Source organism: Bradyrhizobium sp. CCBAU 51765, from assembly GCF_015291725.1.
Classification (GTDB): domain Bacteria; phylum Pseudomonadota; class Alphaproteobacteria; order Rhizobiales; family Xanthobacteraceae; genus Bradyrhizobium; species Bradyrhizobium liaoningense.
Genome location: NZ_CP030038.1, coordinates 810,830 through 830,143, shown reverse-complemented (window position 1 = coordinate 830,143; position 19,314 = coordinate 810,830). Strand labels below are relative to the sequence as shown.

Annotated in this window: 17 protein-coding genes and 1 pseudogene; 6 read left to right on the top strand and 12 right to left on the bottom strand. The window is 64.1% G+C overall.

Annotated features, from left to right (window positions below):
* Window positions 1-71 precede the first annotated feature (71 nt).
* Window positions 72-1,136, bottom strand: a complete 1,065-nt coding sequence (locus tag XH96_RS03870) for an MBL fold metallo-hydrolase (RefSeq protein WP_246789944.1) — start codon at window positions 1,134-1,136, stop codon at window positions 72-74.
* 92 nt (window positions 1,137-1,228) lie between these two features.
* Window positions 1,229-2,035 carry an AraC family transcriptional regulator gene (locus tag XH96_RS03865; RefSeq protein WP_194391135.1) on the bottom strand — a complete coding sequence of 269 codons (807 nt, stop codon included), beginning with the start codon at window positions 2,033-2,035 and terminating at the stop codon, window positions 1,229-1,231.
* Window positions 2,036-2,277: 242 nt separating this feature from the next.
* Here XH96_RS03865 and radC point away from each other — a divergent pair, with 242 nt between their 5' ends.
* Window positions 2,278-2,991, top strand: coding sequence for a DNA repair protein RadC (gene radC, locus XH96_RS03860; RefSeq protein ID WP_194391134.1), 714 nt, complete (start codon window positions 2,278-2,280; stop codon window positions 2,989-2,991).
* Between the two features lie 75 nt (window positions 2,992-3,066).
* Here radC and XH96_RS03855 read toward each other — a convergent pair whose 3' ends face one another.
* Window positions 3,067-4,698 (bottom strand): GMC family oxidoreductase, encoded by a 1,632-nt coding sequence (locus XH96_RS03855; RefSeq protein ID WP_194391133.1) that lies wholly within the window; start codon window positions 4,696-4,698, stop codon window positions 3,067-3,069.
* 199 nt (window positions 4,699-4,897) lie between these two features.
* On the opposite strand from XH96_RS03855, the pseudogene XH96_RS03850 reads away from it, so the two are divergent.
* Window positions 4,898-5,062 (top strand): annotated as a pseudogene (locus XH96_RS03850) (JAB domain-containing protein); the annotation flags it as partial.
* Window positions 5,063-5,068: 6 nt separating this feature from the next.
* On the opposite strand, the gene XH96_RS03845 reads toward XH96_RS03850, so the two are convergent.
* The 3 genes from XH96_RS03845 to XH96_RS03835 all read right to left on the bottom strand — a co-directional run bounded on the left by XH96_RS03845 (window position 5,069) and on the right by XH96_RS03835 (window position 6,647).
* Window positions 5,069-5,872 (bottom strand): tetratricopeptide repeat protein, encoded by an 804-nt coding sequence (locus XH96_RS03845; RefSeq protein ID WP_194391131.1) that lies wholly within the window; start codon window positions 5,870-5,872, stop codon window positions 5,069-5,071.
* Window positions 5,850-6,158 (bottom strand): hypothetical protein, encoded by a 309-nt coding sequence (locus XH96_RS03840; protein ID WP_194391130.1) that lies wholly within the window; start codon window positions 6,156-6,158, stop codon window positions 5,850-5,852. The genes XH96_RS03845 and XH96_RS03840 overlap by 23 nt, the downstream gene beginning before the upstream one ends.
* A 114-nt stretch (window positions 6,159-6,272) precedes the next feature.
* Entirely contained in the window at window positions 6,273-6,647 is a 375-nt protein-coding gene (locus tag XH96_RS03835) for a hypothetical protein (RefSeq protein WP_194391129.1), read from the bottom strand.
* 249 nt (window positions 6,648-6,896) lie between these two features.
* Here XH96_RS03835 and XH96_RS03830 point away from each other — a divergent pair, with 249 nt between their 5' ends.
* Window positions 6,897-8,288: a peptidoglycan-binding protein gene (locus tag XH96_RS03830; protein ID WP_194391128.1), complete on the top strand. Its 1,392-nt coding sequence runs from the start codon at window positions 6,897-6,899 to the stop codon at window positions 8,286-8,288.
* A gap of 201 nt (window positions 8,289-8,489) precedes the next feature.
* Here XH96_RS03830 and XH96_RS03825 read toward each other — a convergent pair whose 3' ends face one another.
* From XH96_RS03825 to XH96_RS03805, 5 genes are all read right to left on the bottom strand, one after another.
* The gene (locus tag XH96_RS03825; protein ID WP_194391127.1) at window positions 8,490-9,182 is read right to left on the bottom strand and encodes an AprI/Inh family metalloprotease inhibitor; all 693 of its coding nucleotides are present in this window, start codon (window positions 9,180-9,182) and stop codon (window positions 8,490-8,492) included.
* Entirely contained in the window at window positions 9,182-10,171 is a 990-nt protein-coding gene (locus XH96_RS03820) for a 2-hydroxyacid dehydrogenase (protein WP_194391126.1), read from the bottom strand. The genes XH96_RS03825 and XH96_RS03820 overlap by 1 nt, the downstream gene beginning before the upstream one ends.
* Window positions 10,171-10,989 carry an ABC transporter permease gene (locus XH96_RS03815; RefSeq protein WP_194391125.1) on the bottom strand — a complete coding sequence of 273 codons (819 nt, stop codon included), beginning with the start codon at window positions 10,987-10,989 and terminating at the stop codon, window positions 10,171-10,173. Before XH96_RS03815 ends, XH96_RS03820 begins: the two co-directional genes overlap by 1 nt.
* Complete coding sequence (locus XH96_RS03810; protein ID WP_194391124.1) at window positions 10,986-11,816, bottom strand: ABC transporter ATP-binding protein; 831 nt, start codon at window positions 11,814-11,816, stop codon at window positions 10,986-10,988. The genes XH96_RS03815 and XH96_RS03810 overlap by 4 nt, the downstream gene beginning before the upstream one ends.
* Window positions 11,817-12,088: 272 nt before the next feature.
* Complete coding sequence (locus XH96_RS03805; protein WP_194391123.1) at window positions 12,089-13,111, bottom strand: ABC transporter substrate-binding protein; 1,023 nt, start codon at window positions 13,109-13,111, stop codon at window positions 12,089-12,091.
* A 150-nt stretch (window positions 13,112-13,261) separates the two neighbouring features.
* Between XH96_RS03805 and XH96_RS03800 the strand changes: the two genes are divergently transcribed.
* The 3 genes from XH96_RS03800 to XH96_RS03790 all read left to right on the top strand — a co-directional run bounded on the left by XH96_RS03800 (window position 13,262) and on the right by XH96_RS03790 (window position 16,922).
* Window positions 13,262-14,071 carry a creatininase family protein gene (locus XH96_RS03800; RefSeq protein WP_246789942.1) on the top strand — a complete coding sequence of 270 codons (810 nt, stop codon included), beginning with the start codon at window positions 13,262-13,264 and terminating at the stop codon, window positions 14,069-14,071.
* Between the two features lie 139 nt (window positions 14,072-14,210).
* A complete protein-coding gene (locus XH96_RS03795) occupies window positions 14,211-14,474 on the top strand; it encodes a hypothetical protein (RefSeq protein ID WP_165936273.1) in 264 nt (87 codons plus the stop codon).
* 483 nt (window positions 14,475-14,957) lie between these two features.
* Complete coding sequence (locus tag XH96_RS03790; RefSeq protein ID WP_194391121.1) at window positions 14,958-16,922, top strand: carbohydrate porin; 1,965 nt, start codon at window positions 14,958-14,960, stop codon at window positions 16,920-16,922.
* 115 nt (window positions 16,923-17,037) lie between these two features.
* On the opposite strand, the gene XH96_RS03785 is transcribed toward XH96_RS03790, so the two are convergent.
* Entirely contained in the window at window positions 17,038-19,113 is a 2,076-nt protein-coding gene (locus tag XH96_RS03785) for a methyl-accepting chemotaxis protein (protein WP_194391120.1), read from the bottom strand.
* Window positions 19,114-19,314: the final 201 nt, after the last annotated feature.

Here is a 19,314-nt window from a genome sequence, read left to right as displayed (position 1 = left end):
TACCGTTTTGATGGAATGCGGTTCAGCGGGCTATCCGTGTTCATCTCTCCCCTGCGGTGGAGAAAGATGATCTAATCTGGATACTTTCGAAGCTCGGTGTGCCATCTCTTCGTGACCACGCGATCACCGATCGTGAAGCGCATCAGATCTTCTCCAACCTCCAGCGGCCCCTGGTAGGTGCTTTGCGTCCGCGTCAGGAGCTCACGCACGTCCGTGCCCAGAAGGACGATGTGCGAATAGGCTGCGAGCTTCGGCTTCACCCGGGAAAAAACCGTCCCGGCTTCCTCGGGAGAGGTGTGATGAGCCGCGATGGGCTTGAGTTGCGGCAGTTTTGCCATTTGCTCCGACATCGCAAAAACTTCATGGATCAAGAGGTCCGTTCCCGTCGCGTGCCTGATCAGGTTTTCGTCGAACTTCGTGTCGCCTGAAATGGTGACAGACCTTGTTTCGTAGTCGATCCGATAGCCCACAGATGGCTTGATGAGGTCGCCGTGGTTGACCGCAAACGCGGTGACCTTGACTCCGGCTTCGTCGAACACGACACGATCTCCGTGGAAATCGTGGACTTCGATCTGGGTGGCGGCCGCAGAAATATGTTCGTCCAACTGACGGATTCGCACATCGTCGGAGAAGGCCTCGGCCAGGCCTTTGGCGATCTTCGCCACACCACTCGCCGCGCCCGTTCCGTCCGATGGCCCCCACAGCCGCATGGCCTTGGCGCGAGATCCAAACGGTCCAAACATATATCCCGTCATCCAGAGATCAGGCAATCCGGCGACGTGGTCTGAATGATAATGAGTGAGGAAGACGGCATCGATACCACTGCCGGAAGACATGCCTAGCTGAAACAGGCGCACCGTAACGCCCCGCCCAGCGTCGAAAAGCAGATTCAGTCCGCCGGCCTGGACCAGCGTTGCCGGCCCGAAACGTACGGGACTTGGCAGCGGCGCACCCGTCCCGAGCAGCGTCACCACGATGTCTCTGGACATTGGAGGCTTGTCTTCCGCAAACGCGGTGCCGGATCTCGACGAGACCAGCGCCAACATCGCCGCGATACCTGCCAGAATGCATCGCCGGGAGTTCATCCCGCCACTTGCCGCCATCGAAACAGCCCTTTGCCTGGTCGCATCGATCATGCGTTCCGACCCGAGCACTATCCATGCCCACATCGGGCGCACCTTCTCGTGCGATAGAAAATAGCCGCCTTCGACCGGCGCGCTTGTATATTTCAGCCATCCGGAGAAAAAATGTTCTCCCAGTCGCCGACGAAATGACTTGGTCCGACGCCGACCAACGCATGGCATTCACGGATGAAATGCGCCTGATCGAAATATCCCGCTGCGTGAATGATGCCGGTCCACGGTTTTGCCGGCTGATTGCGATGGGCCGTCAAGGTTGCGTCGAACCTGACCGTGCGCGCGTAAAGTTTGGGGGACAGACCCACCTGGGCGGTGAACCGTCGCTGGAAATGGCGGGCACTTAGACCCGATTGCCTCACGAGATGGTCGATACGGACGCGACCGCGGGATTCCAGCAGCAGACGCGACGCATGATCGATCCCATCCTGAGCTGAACTGCCATCCTGCATCATCCCGAACCAACGTTCTGCCGCGGCAACGCGCGAGTCGAAGTCCGCAGCCAGACGAACGGCGTCGCTCAGCAACATTGCACGCCTGCCGAGCACGTCGCAGGCCGGAATGCCTTCATTGACGAGCGACGTCATATCCACGCCGACGAGGCGGTTGAGTGCAGCCGGCTGCAGCAGAATGTTGAAGATGTGAACCTCTCCAGACGCGTAGAGCTGGATACGGCGCGACCCTTGCGGACCGACCACGACCGTTTCGGGGGCCGCTTGCAGGGGGCCTCCATCAATTCGAAGACGGAATGGATCGCCCAGATAGATGTCTATGATCTGGTGGGGCCGTGCCGTCAGCGGCCACGTCAGCCTGTCGGGGCCCAATGCTCCGCGCCGTTCCTCGAACGAGCGAACGAGGCTACGAAGCGCTGTGTGAGGAATCCTTCGTCTGACATCCATCGACGGCTTCCCGTTTCGGCGCCACCGTAAGACCAACATCCGACAATTCATGTTATCACAACCGGCTTTCGGAAACGACGGCAAGGTGGCGCGCGATGACAATTGACGACGATCGCCGCGCGGAGACGACCGCCGGACGCGGCACCGCCGCCCGCCTCCTGCGCCGCTGCGCGGGCGAACGGCGATCGGCAGGCGCAATTGACGGTTGCAAAAACGCAGTTCCCCGGCAATGCTGGCGGCCAATGCCCGCCAAGTCCGACCACGACAAGAGCAAGCCTGAGGACGCGCCGCACTATCACGGCCATCGCGAGCGGCTGCGCGAACGCTTCTACAGCGCAGGCGCGGATGCGCTCAGCGATTACGAGCTGCTGGAGATGGCGCTGTTTCCGGCGCTGCCGCGGCGCGACACCAAGCCGCTGGCGAAAATACTGATCAAGACGTTCGGCTCCTTCGCCGAGGTCGTGCATGCGCCGGTGGCGCGCCTGCGCGAGGTCGACGGGGTCGGCGAATCCGCGATCAACCAGCTGAAGCTGATCGCCGCGGCGGCGCATCGCGTCGCCAAGGGCGGCGTCAACAGCCGCAATGCGCTGTCGTCCTGGAACGAGGTGATCGACTATTGCCGCACCAGCATGGCATTTGCCGACAAGGAGCAATTCCGCCTGCTGTTCCTCGACAAGCGCAACCAGCTGATCGCCGACGAGGTGCAGCAGACCGGCACGGTCGACCACACCCCGGTCTATCCGCGCGAGGTGATCAAGCGCGCGCTGGAATTATCGGCGACCGCGCTGATCCTGGTGCACAACCACCCCAGCGGCGATCCCTCGCCCTCGCAGGCCGACATTCAGATGACCAAGGCGATCATCGACATCGCAAAACCGCTCGGGATTGCCGTGCACGACCACATCATCGTCGGCAAGAGCGGGCATGCGAGCCTGCGCGGGATGCGGCTTATCTGAATGTCGCGGACTCCCGGGGCCAGCTAGAGCGAACCTGACCGCGAAACTCGCAGAACGACGCATTGGGAGAGTCCCTCAACAACCGGGCATTGGAGCGAGGACTGGCCTGCCTCGCAAGATATCAGAAGCCTTTTCCGCGATCATTATAACTGCTGCGTTGATGTTACCGCCAATCATGTCCGGCATTACCGATGCGTCGACAACGCAAAGGTTCTCAACCCCATGAACGCGCAACTCGCTGTCAACAACGGCCGTTCCATCGCTTTCCGGTCCCATGCGGCACGTGCCGAGCGGATGATGGACGGTGATACCCGTGGCCGCGATATGGGCGTCGAGCCCGGCGTCCGACCAATTGTCCGGGCCCGGCGCCACTTCGGCGGCGATGAACGGTTTCAGCACAAGCTGATGCCCGACGTCGCGTGCCAGCCGCAGGCCCTGGCGCAAGACTATGCGGTCGCGATCAGTCGCGAGATAGTTGCCCACGATCCGTGGGGCGGTTGATGGATCGCGCGAAACGAGTTCCAGATGCCCCCGACTCTCCGGCCTGAGCAGGGCGACCCGGCAGGCGAAGCCATCGGCATAGGGCTTCACGACCGGACTGAAGTAGGGTCCGGCCGTCATGGGAAGCGCGACGAACAGGAACTGCACATCCGGCACATTGCCGCCGACCCCAGTGTTCAGGAACGCCATGGCGGCCGCGGGCAGGTCGCTCGCGATGCCGGTGCCGAACAGCTGCTGCCGCACGAGATCGATCGCGATCCGGTCGGCGCGCATGCGTCTGTGCAACGGACCGGCGCCGCGTCGAGCATAGGCGACCGGCGCGGAGATGTGGTCCTGCAAGTTCTGCCCGACGCCGCGCAGCGCCATGCGGACCGGAACGTCGTGGCGCTGAAGCACGTCGGGATCGCCAATGCCCGACAGCATCAACAGATGCGGCGAACCGATGACGCCGGCGGCAAGGATGATCTCGCGATCGGCATGTGCCGTCTGCGTCCTGCCGCCGTGCAGGTACTCGACGCCGACCGCGCGTCGGCCTTGGAAGATAATGGAGCTCGCCCGGGCACCCGTGACGATGTCGATCCGGCCACGCCGCCGCGCCGGCCGCAGATAGGCAACGGCCGCGCTGCATCTCCGTCCACGGCGGATGGTCGATTGCCAGCGGCCGAAGCCTTCCTGTTGTGCGCCGTTGTAGTCCGGTGTGGTCGGATGGCCGGCTGCTTCTCCCGCTACCATGAAGGCGTCCACGAGGGGGTCCTGGTAGCGGCTGAAGCACGTGGTGAGCGGGCCGTCGCCGCCGCGCCAGGCGTCGGCACCTCCTTCCCATGACTCCTGCCGCCGGAAATAGGGAAGAACGTGCGCATAGGACCAGTCGGGAAGCCCGGCCGACGCCCAGCGGTCATAGTCGCTGCGATGGCCACGCACATAGGCCATGGCGTTGGTCGAGGATGAACCGCCGATGACCTTGCCGCGCGCGAATTCGATGCGCCGGCCGCCCATGCTCGCTTCAGGCTCGGTGAAGAAGCCCCAGTCGTTCCGCTGTTTGAGAAACATCCGGGGCCACAGAAGCGGGATGTGGATATGCAGATCACGATCCCAGCTACCGGCTTCCAGCAGAAGCACGCGAGTGTCGGGGTCCTCCGTTAGGCGGCTAGCCAGTGTGCAGCCAGCGGACCCGGCCCCGACAATGATGTGGCTGTGTGTGAGCATCTCCTTCTCCCTCGATATGGTTTAGTCCTTCGAGGTGAGAGCTGAAGTCCGCGGATGATCACTCGTGAGTGAAATGGCTTATACAGGCATCTTCGTGTGCTAACGTGATGATCACAATCGATCACGTCTTGCATTCCCCTGTCCACGTTCCGAACTTGAAAATCGATCGTGTGTTCAATGTGACGCACAAAGGCAGCGTGTCATGCACAACCATCCGTCGGGCGATCCGTCACCCTCGCAGGCCGACATCCAGATGACGGAAGCGATCATCGACATCGCCAAGCCGCTCGGCATCGCCGTGCACGACCACATCATCGTGGGTAAGAGCGGGCCACGCGAGCTTGAAGGGCTGCGGTTGATCTAGGCCAAGTCAGAACGCTTGGTTCTTGGCAGCTTTCAAGTGATCTTCCGCGGCTGTGATGCCGGCGAATGCCTTGAGCGTCAGAGCGGTCGGTTGCGGCTTCCATTCGGCAACGATTTTCTCGGCCTTTTCGAGCTCCGGCTTGGACAACATCGAAGCCATCTCGTTGACATTCTTGGCCGGTGCGACCTTCGAGAGCTTGAAATAGGCGTACGACAGGGACAGGTCCCTCGGCGTGCCCTTTCCCGCGGAATACGCCCGGGACAGGCTGAAGAGCGCGGCGGGAAGCCCCTGATCGCCTGCCAGCTTCCACCATTTCAGCGCTTCTTCCGAATTGCCTTGCCGGTCGTACATAAGGGCGACGTCGTGCTGGGCTCGCGCATAGCCGGCCTTGGCCGAAACGAGCTTGTATTTCAGCGCTTGATCCGAGTCGGTTGCGACGACCCCCGCGCCTTGCCCGTCATAATAACAACCGAGCTTGTAGGCCCCCAGGGGGTGGTCGGCCGCGGCCGATTTCTGAAACCATTCGAAGGCCTGGCTGCGATCCTGCGGCGTGCCGATGCCGTTATTGTGCATCATGCCGACATGATATTGCGCGTCGGCATCTCCGCGATTGGCCAAGGTCACCATCGCATTGAAGGTGCGCGCATCATTTGCCTCGGCGGGCATCGAGAGGCCGAGAATGCAGGCGAAGGTAACGGCAACGAATCTCATATCAAAAGCCCGATCCGGTCTGGCCATCATGCCTTGGTCACCAGAACGAAAGAAAAGTTCAAATTCGGCCAGGCCGTCACTTGTCGACCGCAAACGCAAGCACAATCCTCTCCGGCGTCTGCTTGAAATCCTTGGTCACGGCGTCCCGGACGAGGCCCGCGAGTTCGTTCAGCGGCTTGTCCTGGTAGAGACGGGGGAATTGGACCGTCACCGACACCAGCCTTCCGTTGTGCCAGTTGAAGCCGACCGCCGGCTTGACCCCGGTCGACTGCTCGAGGTCCGCCTCCACCGCCTTCGACTGTTTGAACCCTTCCGTCACCGTGCTCACGGCATCGCAGCCCGCAAGCACCACCGCGCAGGCCAGCAGCAAAACAAACCTGGACATGAAGATTCCCCACCCGTGATGACTGCGGATGATTGCGCCACAGGCCGGTCGCGTCAATTGGTGATTGTGAAAATGAACCGATACACGCGAGCTCTGCAACCGAGTGCCGTCAGCTCACGGCTCGACCCAGCGCTGCACCGCTTCGGCGGTGTCCGCCGGCGTGGTGTTGAAGCAGATCGCGGCGTTCGGCGCCATGCGATGGACGAGGTTGAGCACCTTCTCGAACATCAGCAGGCGCTCCTTCGGCTCGCGCAGGCCGGCACCGATCACGATGCAGTCGAAGCTCTCGTCCTGCAGCACCGCCGTGACGACGGCTTCGGCGGTCGCATCGAGATCGATCAGGCAGCTCGTGACCTCAAAGCCGAGATCGCGCAGGCGCAACAGCTGCGCCTCGATATGGCCGCGCACGAGCTCCGGCGTGACCTGCGGAAACGCGCTGTAGTCCGCATTGCCGGGTTCGATACCGATCGCGAGGACGCGCTTGGCCATGCGGGATTCCTTGCCGGACCGCCTCATCGCTAACGGTGGAGGGCCGAGCCGGTTCCCCCGAAGGGTGGTCGCACGCGCTCCCGGTTCTACCAATGATTTCCCGCCGAAGCTGTAAGCCATTTCACATGCTCCGGGCCGGCGACCTGCCAGATTTCGGGAGATGACGCTGGAGTCACGCTGATCACGGCACCTGGTTCACTTTGGCTTGCACGGAGAGTCGATCATTCAGTCAATTTGCGGGAGCGGAAAATGATCTCATTCGAAAGATTGAAAAACGAGTATGAGCGGAATTGGGCCGGTCTCGAGATCCGGGCGGGACGCCTGGCCGAGGCGAATGCAGTCGCCCGCAAGGCCCTCAACGGCAAGGCGACGTATCAGCAGATCGAGCGGCTGACGGGCGTCCCCTGGTTCTTCACCGCGCTCTGCCACTACCGCGAGTCCAACTTCGATTTCGACACGTATCTCGGCAACGGCGAGTCGCTTCATCGCGTGACGAAGCTCGTTCCGAAAGGGCGCGGCCCCTTTGCCACGTTCGTGGACGGCGCCGTGGACGCGTTCAGAATCCAAAACTTCATTGGCGCGAACGATTGGAGCATCGCGCGGATGATGTTCCGGCTCGAGGCGTTCAACGGCTTCGGCTATCACGCCAAGGGCGTCAACTCGCCCTATCTCTATGGCGGCTCGACGCTGTACGGCCCGCCGGAGGCAAGGGCGGGAAAATTCGTTCGCGACCATGTGTTCGACTCCGATCACGTCGATTCGCAACTCGGCACGGCGGTGATCCTGCATGCGATGATGTCACTCGACTCCTCGATCACGCTCGACGGCAGCCCGCAATTCGCCGGCCGCGGCGAGCCCGAGGACGACGTGGCCTCGACGGTCATTCTCATGCAGCAGGCGCTCAACCAGCTCGGCGCCAATCCGCCGCTCGCCGAGGACGGCATCAGCGGACCAAAGACCAGGGCCGCCGTCTCGCAATTTCAGGAACAGAACGGCCTGAGGGATACCGGGCTTCTCGACGCGGCCACGGTCGCCGCGATCACGCGCGCGACGCAGCCTGGAGGCCCGGTGCAGGCGGTCGACCTGTCGCAGATCCTGAAGCGGCTGGAGGACCTCGCGCAATTGCTGCGACCGTCAGCCGGCGGCACGACGCTGCCGGCGACCGTGCCGAGCAGGACATTGCCTGCCACGAATGACCCGATCAGCCTGTTCGAGCGGCTTTTCTCGCTCATCAACAGGACGGCGCCCATGCCGGGACCCGTCGCCCCGGCAAGCCCCGCCCCCGTCGATCAGCTGAAGCAGGTCGTCGACCTGCTCAGCACCCTTCTCAACACGAGCAGCGGCAAGCCCATGCTGGGCCAGGTCAACGGCGCGCTCGGCGAGACCGTCGGCAAGCTGCTCGACGGCAAGAAGACCGCGCTCGGCATCGGCGGCTCGTTGCTCACCGCGCTGCTCTCGTCGGTGACGGCGAGTCCTAGCGCCGGCGGCCTCGCCGGACTGCTCGGAACGATCGTGACCGCCGTGCCCGGCATCAGCCAGTTCGCGATGCCGATCTCGCTCGCGCTCACCGTCTGGGGCGTGCTCGGCAAGATGGAGAAATGGTCGCAAGGTACCGCACCGCCACCGAAGCTGACGACGTAGAACACGGATGAGCCGCGAGGGACGTCGGCTGCTTCCACAGCGTCATGGCCGGGCCTGTCCCGGCCATCCACGCCTGGCTACATGGCACAAAGAACGTGGATGCCCGGGACAAGCCCGGGCATGACGACCTCTTGTAAGTCTTCATATGCGATTGCCCTGCGCTTGCGGGGGAAAGCCGGAGAGCCCGCGGCTTGCCCGCGCCTACTGGCGCAGCATGATGAGGGGATCGGCGGTGTCGGGGACGCGCCGCCACTGCGCGTGGTCGTCGGCCTCGAATTGCCAGGCCTCGCCTGATTTCGACATCAGGATGATCTGGCCGCGTTCGAGGCGCCATTGCGTCGGGTTGAACTGCGCGATCGTCGCGTCGCATCTCGGCTTGAGGAAGACCTGGAAATTGTCCGAGTCCGCTTCGGTGTTGGTCAGCGTCAGCCCGCAGACGGGCTGGCCGTTGCCGCGCACCATCGACCAGTCGCCGATCATCTGGTCCATCGACTTGGCCATCGAACGCGCGGCAGCGAGATCCTGCAGGATGTAGACGCCCTCGCCCTGGCGCAGGCCCTCGAAGATGCCGGCCTCGACCTCGGTGAAGTCGATCACGGCTTCCCCGGTCGCGTCCTGCAGGCGGACGATGTCGAGGCCCCTGACGTTCCAGGCGACGATGTCTTTCGTGAACGGCAGCGCGGTCTTGCAGGCCGGCTCCAGCTCCAGCTTGAAGCCCTGCGCCGCCGCATCGCTCTTGAGCGTGACGACGCAGGTCTTGCTGCGCTCGGTGGTCGAGAGCTCCCACTGGCCGGGCATCTGCTTCTTCAGGCTCGTCGCATCCTGTGCATGCGCAAGGCCGATCGCGGCCAAGAAGGCCGCGACGGCGAATGCAACGACCCGAAGAGCTCTCATCAGCGCCCCTTGACCGGCGTTTCCGCAACCGGCGTCAGCGGCGCCTTGCCGGCAAACCAGGCCTTGAGATTGTCGACCACGAGCTGGTCCATCGCGTTGCGCGTCACCACCGAGGCCGAACCGATATGCGGCAGCAGAACGACGTTCTGCATGGTCTTGAGCTCGTCCGGCACGTTCGGCTCGGCCGCGAACACGTCGAGGCCGGCGGCGAGGATGGTGCCTGATTTCAGCGCCTGGATCAGCGCCGGCTCGTCCACCACCGAGCCGCGGGCGACGTTGACCAGCACGCCACGCGGACCGAGTGCCTTCAGCACCTCGGCATTGATCATCTTGTTCGTGGCGGCGCCTCCGGGCACGATCACCATCAGCGTGTCCACCGCCTTCGCCATCTCGAGCAGGTCAGGGTAGTGCTTGTAGGAGACGTCCTTGGACGGATTGCGCGAGTGGTAGACCACCGGCACCAGCGAGGCGTCGAGCCGGCGCGCGATGGCCTGGCCGATCCGGCCCATGCCGACGATGCCGACCTTGCGGTCGCGCAGCGAGCCGACGCTGAGCGGGTAGTTCTGCGTCTGCCAGAGGCCGGAGCGGACGTAACGGTCGGCCTTGATGAACTCGCGCAAGGTCGCGATAAGAAGACCCATCGCGACGTCGGCGACCTCCTCGGTCAGCACGTCGGGCGTATTGGTGACGACGATATTGTTCTCGGCCGCGTATTTGGCGTCGACATGGTCGTAGCCGACGCCAAAGCTCGCCACCATCTCCAGCTTCGGCAGCTGCGACAGCGAATCCCTGTCCGCGCGCACGGTGTGGTAGGTCACCGCGACGCCGCGGATCTTGTCGCGAACCGCCGGCGTCAGGCGCTCGAGATCGCCGCGTGTCTCCGCCTTGTGCACGACGAAATGATCGGAAAAGCCGCTCTCGAGGATCGGCCGCACCGGCCCATAGATCAGAAGGTCGATCTTTTCGGACGAAATCGAACCGGCAGCCATCAGTTTTCCTTTCCAAGCGCGCTCTCATGCCAGCGCCGTAAAACGAGGTGCGAAACTAGCGCCAGCACCCCATAGATGACAATCCCGGCCAGCGACAACAGAAGCAGCGCCGCGAACATGCGGGGTATGTTCAGGCGATAGCCGGACTCGGCGATCCTGTAGGCGAGGCCGGAGCCGGCGCCGGCAGTTCCCGCCGCGATCTCGGCCACGACCGCGCCGATCAGCGACAGGCCGCCGGCGATACGCAGGCCCCCGAGAATGTAGGGCAGCGCCGCGGGCAGCTTGAGAAAGCGCAGCGTCTGCTGTGGCGAGGCACCATAGAGCTGGAACAGGCCGGCGAGATTGCGATCCACCGAATTCAGCCCGAGCGTGGTGTTGGACAGCACCGGAAAGAAGGCGACGATGAAGGCGCAGACCACGACCGCGGTCTGCTGCTCCAGATAGATCAGCAGCAGCGGCGCGATCGCGATGACGGGCGTCACCTGCAGGACCACGGCATAGGGGAACAGCGAATATTCCACCCATTTCGACTGGTTGAACAGCAGCGCCAGCGCGATGCCGCCGATGCTCGCCGCGAGGAACCCCTCGAGCGTGGTCAGCAGCGTGGTGGCGAGCGATTGTGACAGAACCGCCCAGTCCCTGATCAGCGTCAGGACGATGACGGACGGCGCCGGCAGCACGTAAGGCGGGATCCCTTTGAGGCGGACCACGAGTTCCCAGGCGACGAGGCCGGCCGCGAACACGACGACGGGAAGCACGAAGCGCATCGCGCGCTGCGCGCGGGACGATCCCGCGATGATGGGAGCTTGCGCGCTCATAGCGTCGACTGTCCCGAATACGATGGTGCCAGCGCGGCTGACACTCTTCGGCAGTAATCGGAATAGGCGGCCGAGGTCCGAAACTCCTCCCCGCGCGGCTCGACCGTCTCGATGCGGATGTCAGCCTGGATGCGGCCGGGCCGGGCCGTCATCACCACCACACGCTGCGACAGATAGACGGACTCGAACACCGAATGGGTGACGAAGATGACGGTCTTGCGAAGGCGGCGCCACAGGGCGAGCAGATCGTTGTTGAGGCGGAAGCGCGTGATCTCGTCGAGGGCTGCGAACGGCTCGTCCATCAGGAGGATCTCGGGGTCGGTGACGAGCGCGCGCGCCAGCGACACCCGCATCTTCATGCCGCCGGAGAGCTCGCGCGGATAGGCATCGGCGAAATCGGCGAGCCCGACACTCGCCAGCGCCTGGTCGGCACGCGCGCGCGCGTCTGCCTTCGGCACGCGTGCGAGCCTCAAGGGCAGCCGCACGTTCTCGCGGACGCTGGTCCAGGGCATCAGGGTCGGTTCCTGAAACACGAAGCCGATGCCGTGACCTGGTTGAACATGGCCGGGCTGCACTGAGCCTTCGTGACGCGCCACCCGCACAGTGCCCGTTGACGGCGCACTGAGCCCCGCGATGATGCGTAGCGCCGTCGATTTGCCGCAGCCGGACGGGCCGAGCAGCGAGATAAACTCGCCCTTGCGCACAGCGAGGTCGAACGGGCCGAGTGCCGTGACGCCGTTGTCATAGGCCTTCGTCACGCCGCGCAGACTGACGGCAAGAGCCGTCAGGCTGGCCTCGACGGCGGGCGAGATGTTGCGCTCTACCATTGATCGACGACTGCAGCGTTTCGGGCGCCCCTCATCTCTTCCCGACGGCAAGGCAATCGCGTTTGAATTTTGCAGAGGTCGTCATGCCCGGGCTTGTCCCGGGCATCCACGTTCTTTGTGCTGCGTGAAAAGGCGTGGATGGCCGGGTCAAGCCCGGCCATGACGCCGTGGATACAGTCGGTGCCCATGGCTACATCTAATATGCGATAGCCCTGTCCCCGACGGGGAGAGGCGGGCCCCAGCCGCACCGCAGTGCCTGATCTCAACATGCGTTACGGCTTGTTCGGGCGCAGCTCGATGCCGACGCCCTTGTTGATGAAGCGCAGCGTATAGGACTTGCGGAAGTCGATATCTGCCTTCACCACGCCGGCCTTCACCATCTTGTTGAAGAAGGAGGTGTAGCGCTCGTCGCTCATCGCGCCGATGCCGTTCTTCAAGCTGTCGCCGGAATCGACGATGCCGTGTTCCTTCATCTTGGCGACGGAATAGGCGAGCAGATCGTCCGTCATCTCCGGATTGAGCTTCTTGATCAGTTCATTGCCGGCGGAATTGTCGCGGTAGATGTAATTGTACCACCCGACCATGGAGGCATCGACGAAGCGCTGGACCAGGTCGGGCTTCTTCTCGACGACGTCGCGGCGCGTCTCGATCAGGGTCGAATAGGTGTTGAAGCCGTAGTCGGCGAGCAGCAGCACGTTGGGCTTGAAGCCGGCGGCCTTCTCCACCGCGAAGGGCTCGGAGGTGACGTAGCCCTGCATCGCGCTCTTGGGATTGGCGATGAAGGGCTGCGGATTGAAATTGTAGGGACGGACGTTCTTCTCGCTGAAGCCATATTCGGACTTCAGCCACTGGAAGTAGGAGGTCATGCCCTCCTTGGAGACGAACAGCGTCAGCGGCTTGAGATCCTCGATCTTCGTGACCTTGGCGTCGGGATGCGTCAGCATCACCTGCGGATCCTTCTGGAAGATCGCGGCGATGGTCACGACCGGGACGTTGTTGGCGACGGCGTCGAACGACATCAGCGTGTTCGCGGCCATGAAGAAATCGATCTTGCCGGCGATCAGCAGCATGCGGTTGTTCTCGTTGGGACCGCCGGGGACGATGGTGACGTCGAGCCCGTATTTCCTGTAGGTGCCGTCGGCGACCGCCTGGAAGAAGCCGCCGTGCTCGGCCTCGGCGACCCAGTTGGTGCCGAAGGTGACCTTGTCGAGCGTTTCGGCGCGCGCCGGCACAAAGGGCACGATAGCGGCCAACAAACCCGCAATTAACGCTCGCCGCAGATGAGAGGGGGTCATGATGGCACTCCGTGGATCGTGGCTGGCCCAATCGTGTCTGGTCCGAGTGAAGGCAACGCGATAGAACCGCATGACGTCAGGGGACGCGAACCGGCCAGGCCCGCGTCCCCTCATACCCCAAATTACGTGACAAATTCGGGCAAAGAAACCTTGAAGACGCCCTCGCGCGACTGGATCGACATCGACTGGGCTCATGCGGACCCTGCGGAGGTGTCGCGCTGGATCGCGGTGCTGCCGCTGGCGGCGACCGAGCAGCACGGTCCGCACCTGCCGCTCGCGACCGACGTGCTGATCGCGGACGCTTATCTTGCCCGTGCGCGCGAGCTGTTGTCCGCGGACGTTCCGGCCAGTTTCCTCCCCGTTGAGCCAATCGGGATTTCCACCGAGCACATCGACTATCCGGGCACGCAGACGCTGCCGACCGAAATTGCGCTGAAGAAATGGACAGGGATCGGCGAGGACGTTGCACGCCGCGGCGTGAAGAAGCTCGTCATCGTCACCAGCCATGGCGGCAACAGCGCGGCCATGATGCTGGTGGCGCAGGACCTGCGCGCGCACCAAAAACTGTTTGTGGTGACGACGTCATGGTCGCGGCTCTCGGGCGCGGACGGATTGTTCCCGGCCGAGGAAGTGCGGCACGGCATTCACGGCGGCGCGGTCGAGACGTCGATCATGCTGGCGCGCTATCCCGATCAGGTGCGCATGGATGCGATCGCGGATTTCCCTGCGAGCAGCGTCGCGCTGGAGCAGCAGTATCGCTGGCTCTCGACGCAGCGCCCCGCGCCGTTCGCATGGCAGGCACAGGATCTCAACCCCAGCGGCGCGGTCGGCAATGCGACGCTGGCCGTGGCCGAGAAGGGCGAGCGGCTGATCGACCAGGGTGCGCGCGCCTTCTGCGAGCTGCTGAGTGAAGTCGATAACTTCGACGTGAACAGGCTCGCCAAGGGCCCCCTCGGCTAGCCGGCATCCTCCTGGATTCATTCGGGAAAGGTCGAGTCTTCGCGGCCACATCTGCGATCTTCGAACCGGATGCGAAGAGCCTCCGTCCAACTGGGCATGCGGGCCACAACGGACCGCCTCAACCCGGATGGAGTTTCACATGTCGATCAAGACCAGGATTGCCGCCGCAGCTCTCGCTGCTCTCGCCGTCACCGGCAGCATCGTGTCCACCACCTCTTCTGCCGAAGCCAAGCAGCCCGGCTGGGTCTGGGGTGTCGGCGCCGGCATCGCCACCGCCGCCGTCGTCGGCTCCGCGATCGCCGCCACGAACGACCCCTATTACCACGGTTATCACCGCTGCGGCTGGGTCGCCCAGTACAACGCCTTCGGCCAGTACGTCGGCCGCGTTCGTACCTGCTACTGATCTGGGTATCTGAGGCCGATCTCTCGTGGCTCCTGCGTCCGACACGGGCGCCTCATCCACCCCGTGTCGTGCCCCCGACCCCGCCCGGCTGTCCCCCCGGGCGGGGTCATCCATTTTGGGTCCCGGAGCATGATCCGGAAAAGTGCGCCGCGGCTTTTCGAAAAGATCGCACTCAAACAATAACCTAAAGCGCGATGAGCACTCTCCTGAACCCATCTCGCTTGAGGGCAGTTGTTGCATCCCCGTCACAAAGCAGTGCGAAGCATCCACCTGCAGCGATTGAGATCAGTTGCAATTGCGAATTAATCGCAATAAAGCTTGCTCCAGGCACGGGAACTTGGGACTAAGGTCGCGTCGGATCGCATGGACGACCGAGGCCTGATGACAGGGGCGCCGCGAATCGGCAGGGATGTCGCGGCAGGTGGAATACATTCGCGTTTGGGGGCGTGCGTTTTGACGTTGAGAGGTCACCGTTACAGGTACTTGCGGACGGCCGCGGCAATTGCCGCGGGCGTGCTGGCTTTTCCCGCCACCGGCCACACGGCTGATCTGCCGCTGAAGGCCCCGGCCTTGAAGGCGGTCTACGACTGGACCGGCCTCTATATCGGCGCGCATGTCGGTGTCACCCGCGGCACATCCGCGGCAACGCTGGCCGATCCCACGGTCGCGACCGACGATCACGTGTTCAACGGCATGACCGGCGGCGTCCAGGCCGGCTACAATTGGCGCCTCAATTCAGGTTTCCTGCTCGGCGTCGAAGGCGATATCTCCTTCCCGAACTACCTCCCCTCCAATCACGTCGTGTCATCGGCGGCGACCGCGCTGTCGAGCGCGGAGGAGCGCTGGGACTATGTCGCGAGCCTGCGCGCGCGGCTCGGCTACGCCAGCGGCAACTGGCTGTTTTACGCGACCGGCGGCGCGGCGTTCGCCGGCGAGCGCTTTCTCTCGACGCCGACCGGCGGCGTTGAAGAGAAAGTGCTGCACACGCGGTTCGGCTGGACCGGCGGCGGCGGCGCCGAATACGCTTTCGCGCCGCACTGGAGCGCCCGGCTCGAATATCTCTACAGCAAGTTCGAGGACGCCAACGTCACCTTCCCCTCCGGCGGGCAATATTCGTCGTCGATGGATTTTCACAGCCTGCGCATCGGCCTCAATCGCAAGATCGACTGGCCGGGCGTGCCGACCTACGACCCGAAATCCGACGTCACCGACACCGAATCCAGCCGCTGGGAGATCCACGGCCAGTCGACCGTGCTCGGACAGGGCTACCCCGCGTTCCACGCGCCCTATACCGGACCGAACAGCCTGCTCCCGTCGCCAGATTTTCAGCAGACCTGGAGCAATTCGCTCTATCTGAATGCGCGGCTGTGGGACGGCGGCGAGGTCTACTTCAATCCCGAGCTGCTCCAGGGCTTCGGATTCAACAACACGACCGGCGCCGCGGGCTTCCCCAACGGCGAAGCGCAGAAGTCCGGCTTTCCCTATCCGCATTTCAACGCCTCGCGATTGTTCGTGCGCCACACCTTCGGATTCGGCGGCGAGCAGGAGGAGCTGGCCAGCGGCCAGCTTCAGCTCGCCGGCAAGGTCGACGTCTCGCGCCTGACCTTGCAGGTCGGCAAGTTCTCGGTGGTCGACGTGTTCGACGGCAATGCCTACGCGCATGATCCGCGCAAGGATTTCATGAACTGGTCGATCTGGGCGTCCGGCGCCTTCGACTATGCCGCCGACAAGCTCGGCCTCGGCTATGGCGCCACCGCCGAATTGAACCAGAAGCAATGGGCGTTGCGCGGCGGCTACTTCCTGATGGATGCCGTCTCCAACTCCAACAATTTCGACATGAATATCGGCCGTCGCGGCGAGTACGTCGCGGAGCTCGAGCTGCGCTATTCGCTGTTCGGCCAGCCCGGCAAGCTGCGCACGCTCGGTTTCGTCAACAGTGCTTTCTCCGGCAGCTATCGCGAGACGCTGGACAATCCTGCGTTCGGCGTGGACATCAGCCAGACCCGCCGCGGCCGCCTCAAATACGGCTACGCGTTCAATCTCGAACAGGCCATCACCGGCGACATCGGCGTGTTCGGCCGCTGGAGCTGGAACGACGGCCGCAACGAGATCATGGCCTTCACCGACATCGATCGCAGCCTGTCCGGTGGCGTCTCGGTCAAGGGAGCGAGTTGGGGCCGGCCCGACGACGTGGTCGCGATCGCCGGCGCCGTCAACGCCCTGTCGCAGGATCACCGCGACTTCATCGCCGCCGGCGGTCTCGGCCCGCTGATCGGTGACGGCCGGCTCAACTACCGCCGCGAACGCGTGCTGGAGACCTATTACGCCTACGCGCTGAACAAGGCGCTGACCTTCACCGCCGACTACCAGCTCATCGTCAACCCCGCCTACAACGCCGATCGCGGACCGGTGTCGGTGTTTTCGGGGCGGCTGCACGGCGAGTTCTGAGCGGCGACGCAACTGCCAGTGAACAAGGTTTCGCCGGCCGGCTTGCTCCACCTCTTCCCAGCGGGGAGAGGTGTTCTTGTCCTCGGCTTGCACCTAAACAGCCTTTGTGCGAGCCCTACGCCGCGCGGATCGCGTCCAGGAACTTGCCGACCTCGACCTTGAGACGGCTGCTCTCGCCGGACAGCGATCTGGCGGACGCGAGCACATTGGAGGAAGCCGATCCGGTCTGGCTCGCGCCGCGCTGCACGTCGACGATGCTGGCGGAGACCTGCTGGGTGCCGCGCGCCGCCTGCTGCACGTTGCGGGAGATTTCGCGCGTTGCCGCGCCCTGCTCCTCGACCGCCGCGGCGATGGCCGACGCGATCTCGGACATGCGGGAGATGGTGTCGCCGATCGACTTGATGGCGCCGACGGAGTCCTCTGTCGCCGTCTGGATGCCCGATATCTGCTGGCTGATCTCGCCGGTGGCCTTGGCGGTCTGCTCGGCCAGTGCCTTGACCTCGGAGGCGACGACGGCGAAGCCGCGACCGGCCTCGCCGGCGCGCGCCGCCTCGATGGTGGCATTGAGCGCCAGAAGGTTGGTCTGGCCCGCGATCTGGCTGATGAGCTCGACGACGTCGCCGATCCGGCCTGCGGCCCTGGCGAGCTCGCCGACATGATCGTTGGTCCGCACCGCCTGCTGCACGGCCTCGCCAGCGATGCGCGCGGAATCCTGGACCTGGCGGCCGATCTCGTCGACCGACGAGGCCATCTCCTCGGCCGCGGCGGCGACGGTCTGGACGTTGGTGGAGGCCTGCTCGGAGGCGGCCGCGACGGTCGCGGTGACCTTTTCGGACTGGTCGGCCGTGCTCGTCAGCGTTCCCGCCGATGCTTCCAGTTCGGAGGACGCCGAGGAGACGGTGTTGACGACGTCGCCGATCATGGCTTCGAATTCGCGCGCGATCTGGTCCATGCGCTGGCTGCGCTTGAGCTTCGCTTCCGCCTCGACCGCGGCGGCCTCGTCGGCGGCCTTCTTGGCGAGCAGCGAATCCTTGAAGTGCTGGAGCGAGCCTGCGACCTGGCCGATCTCGTCGTTGCGGCCCGTTGCCGGGATCTCGACCTCGTGCCGTCCGGCGGCGAGAACCCCGATCACGTCCGCGAGCTTCGCAAGCGGAGTCACGACGCGCCTGCGCAACATGATGGTCACGCCAGCGAGAGTCCCGAGCAGCGCCGTCACGACGACGCCGGCGAGCGCGAGCATCGCCAGCGCACCGTCGCGCGCGGCGGAGGCGCGGTCGGCTGCTTCCGCCAGCGCGGCGTCGCGTACGCCGTAGAACATCTGAATCGCCGGCACGATGACCTTCGCGAGGTCGTCCGCCGTAGCGGCGTACTTGCCGTCGCTCCGGGCTGCAGGAAGCTCCTTGTCCACGGCAACCGCTGCTCGCCCGAAATATGATTCCGTTGCCGCCTTCAGCGCGGCGGCGATGCGCGCGGGATTTCCAAGCTGGTCGACGCCGGCCTCGATGCGCTCGCGATCGGCCTCGACGCGTCCCTGCATGCGGTCCATCAGCGTCAGTTCAGCTGCGGTGAGCGGGCGGCGCGCGGAGAGCGCCGGCGACAGCGTGGCCGCACGGCTGCCGGCCGACACGCGCAGATCCTGCGCCGTCCGCGCCAGGTTGAGGAGCGCCGCAAGCGAGGAGTCGGCGTTGATCACCTTCGCCTCGAGCCGGTTCATGACGGGTTCGAGATTGGCGAGGACCTCGGCAACACCGGGCAGGAAGCCCTTTGTCGCCGCGCCGTCGCGCGTCGCGAGGGGAACGCTCATCGCACGATCGGCCGCAGCGGTGATGTCCTTCAGCCGCCGCACAGCACGGTCGAGATTTTCAGCAATTGCGCTGCCGTCATCCAGCACCATCACCGCCCGCCTTGCGGTCTCGAAGCCTGCCTCGGCCGTTTTCGCAGCCTTGGTGGCAGCATCGAGCTGCGCCTGGGTCGCGGCGCCTTCCTGGAAGATCGGCCCGATATAGGGAGCGCGAAGGCTGGCGACGTGCTGGCTTGCCATCAGCGTCGCGCCAAAGGCATCGACGGTCTTGATCGCATCGGAGCGGTTCGCGAAAATGCGCGTCTGGGGTATCAGCACCTCGGCGCCAAGGATGACCGCAAACACCGTCACCGTCAGCATCGACAGCGCGAAAAGCTTTCCGATCCGCATCCTGATTTCCCCGAATTGATTTCTGCAATGTCGAAAATCTAGCGGGCGGCCACTAAGGGGGCGTTAAGGAACGATCCGTAGTTCCGCGGAGCGTCAGGTCGTCGCGGACGGCCTCGGGAACACTGCCGGACGCCTGTTCCCTTCAGTGCCCGAATGCGTGGAATCGCCAGCATCTCCTCACCGAATACCTATATCAATGGC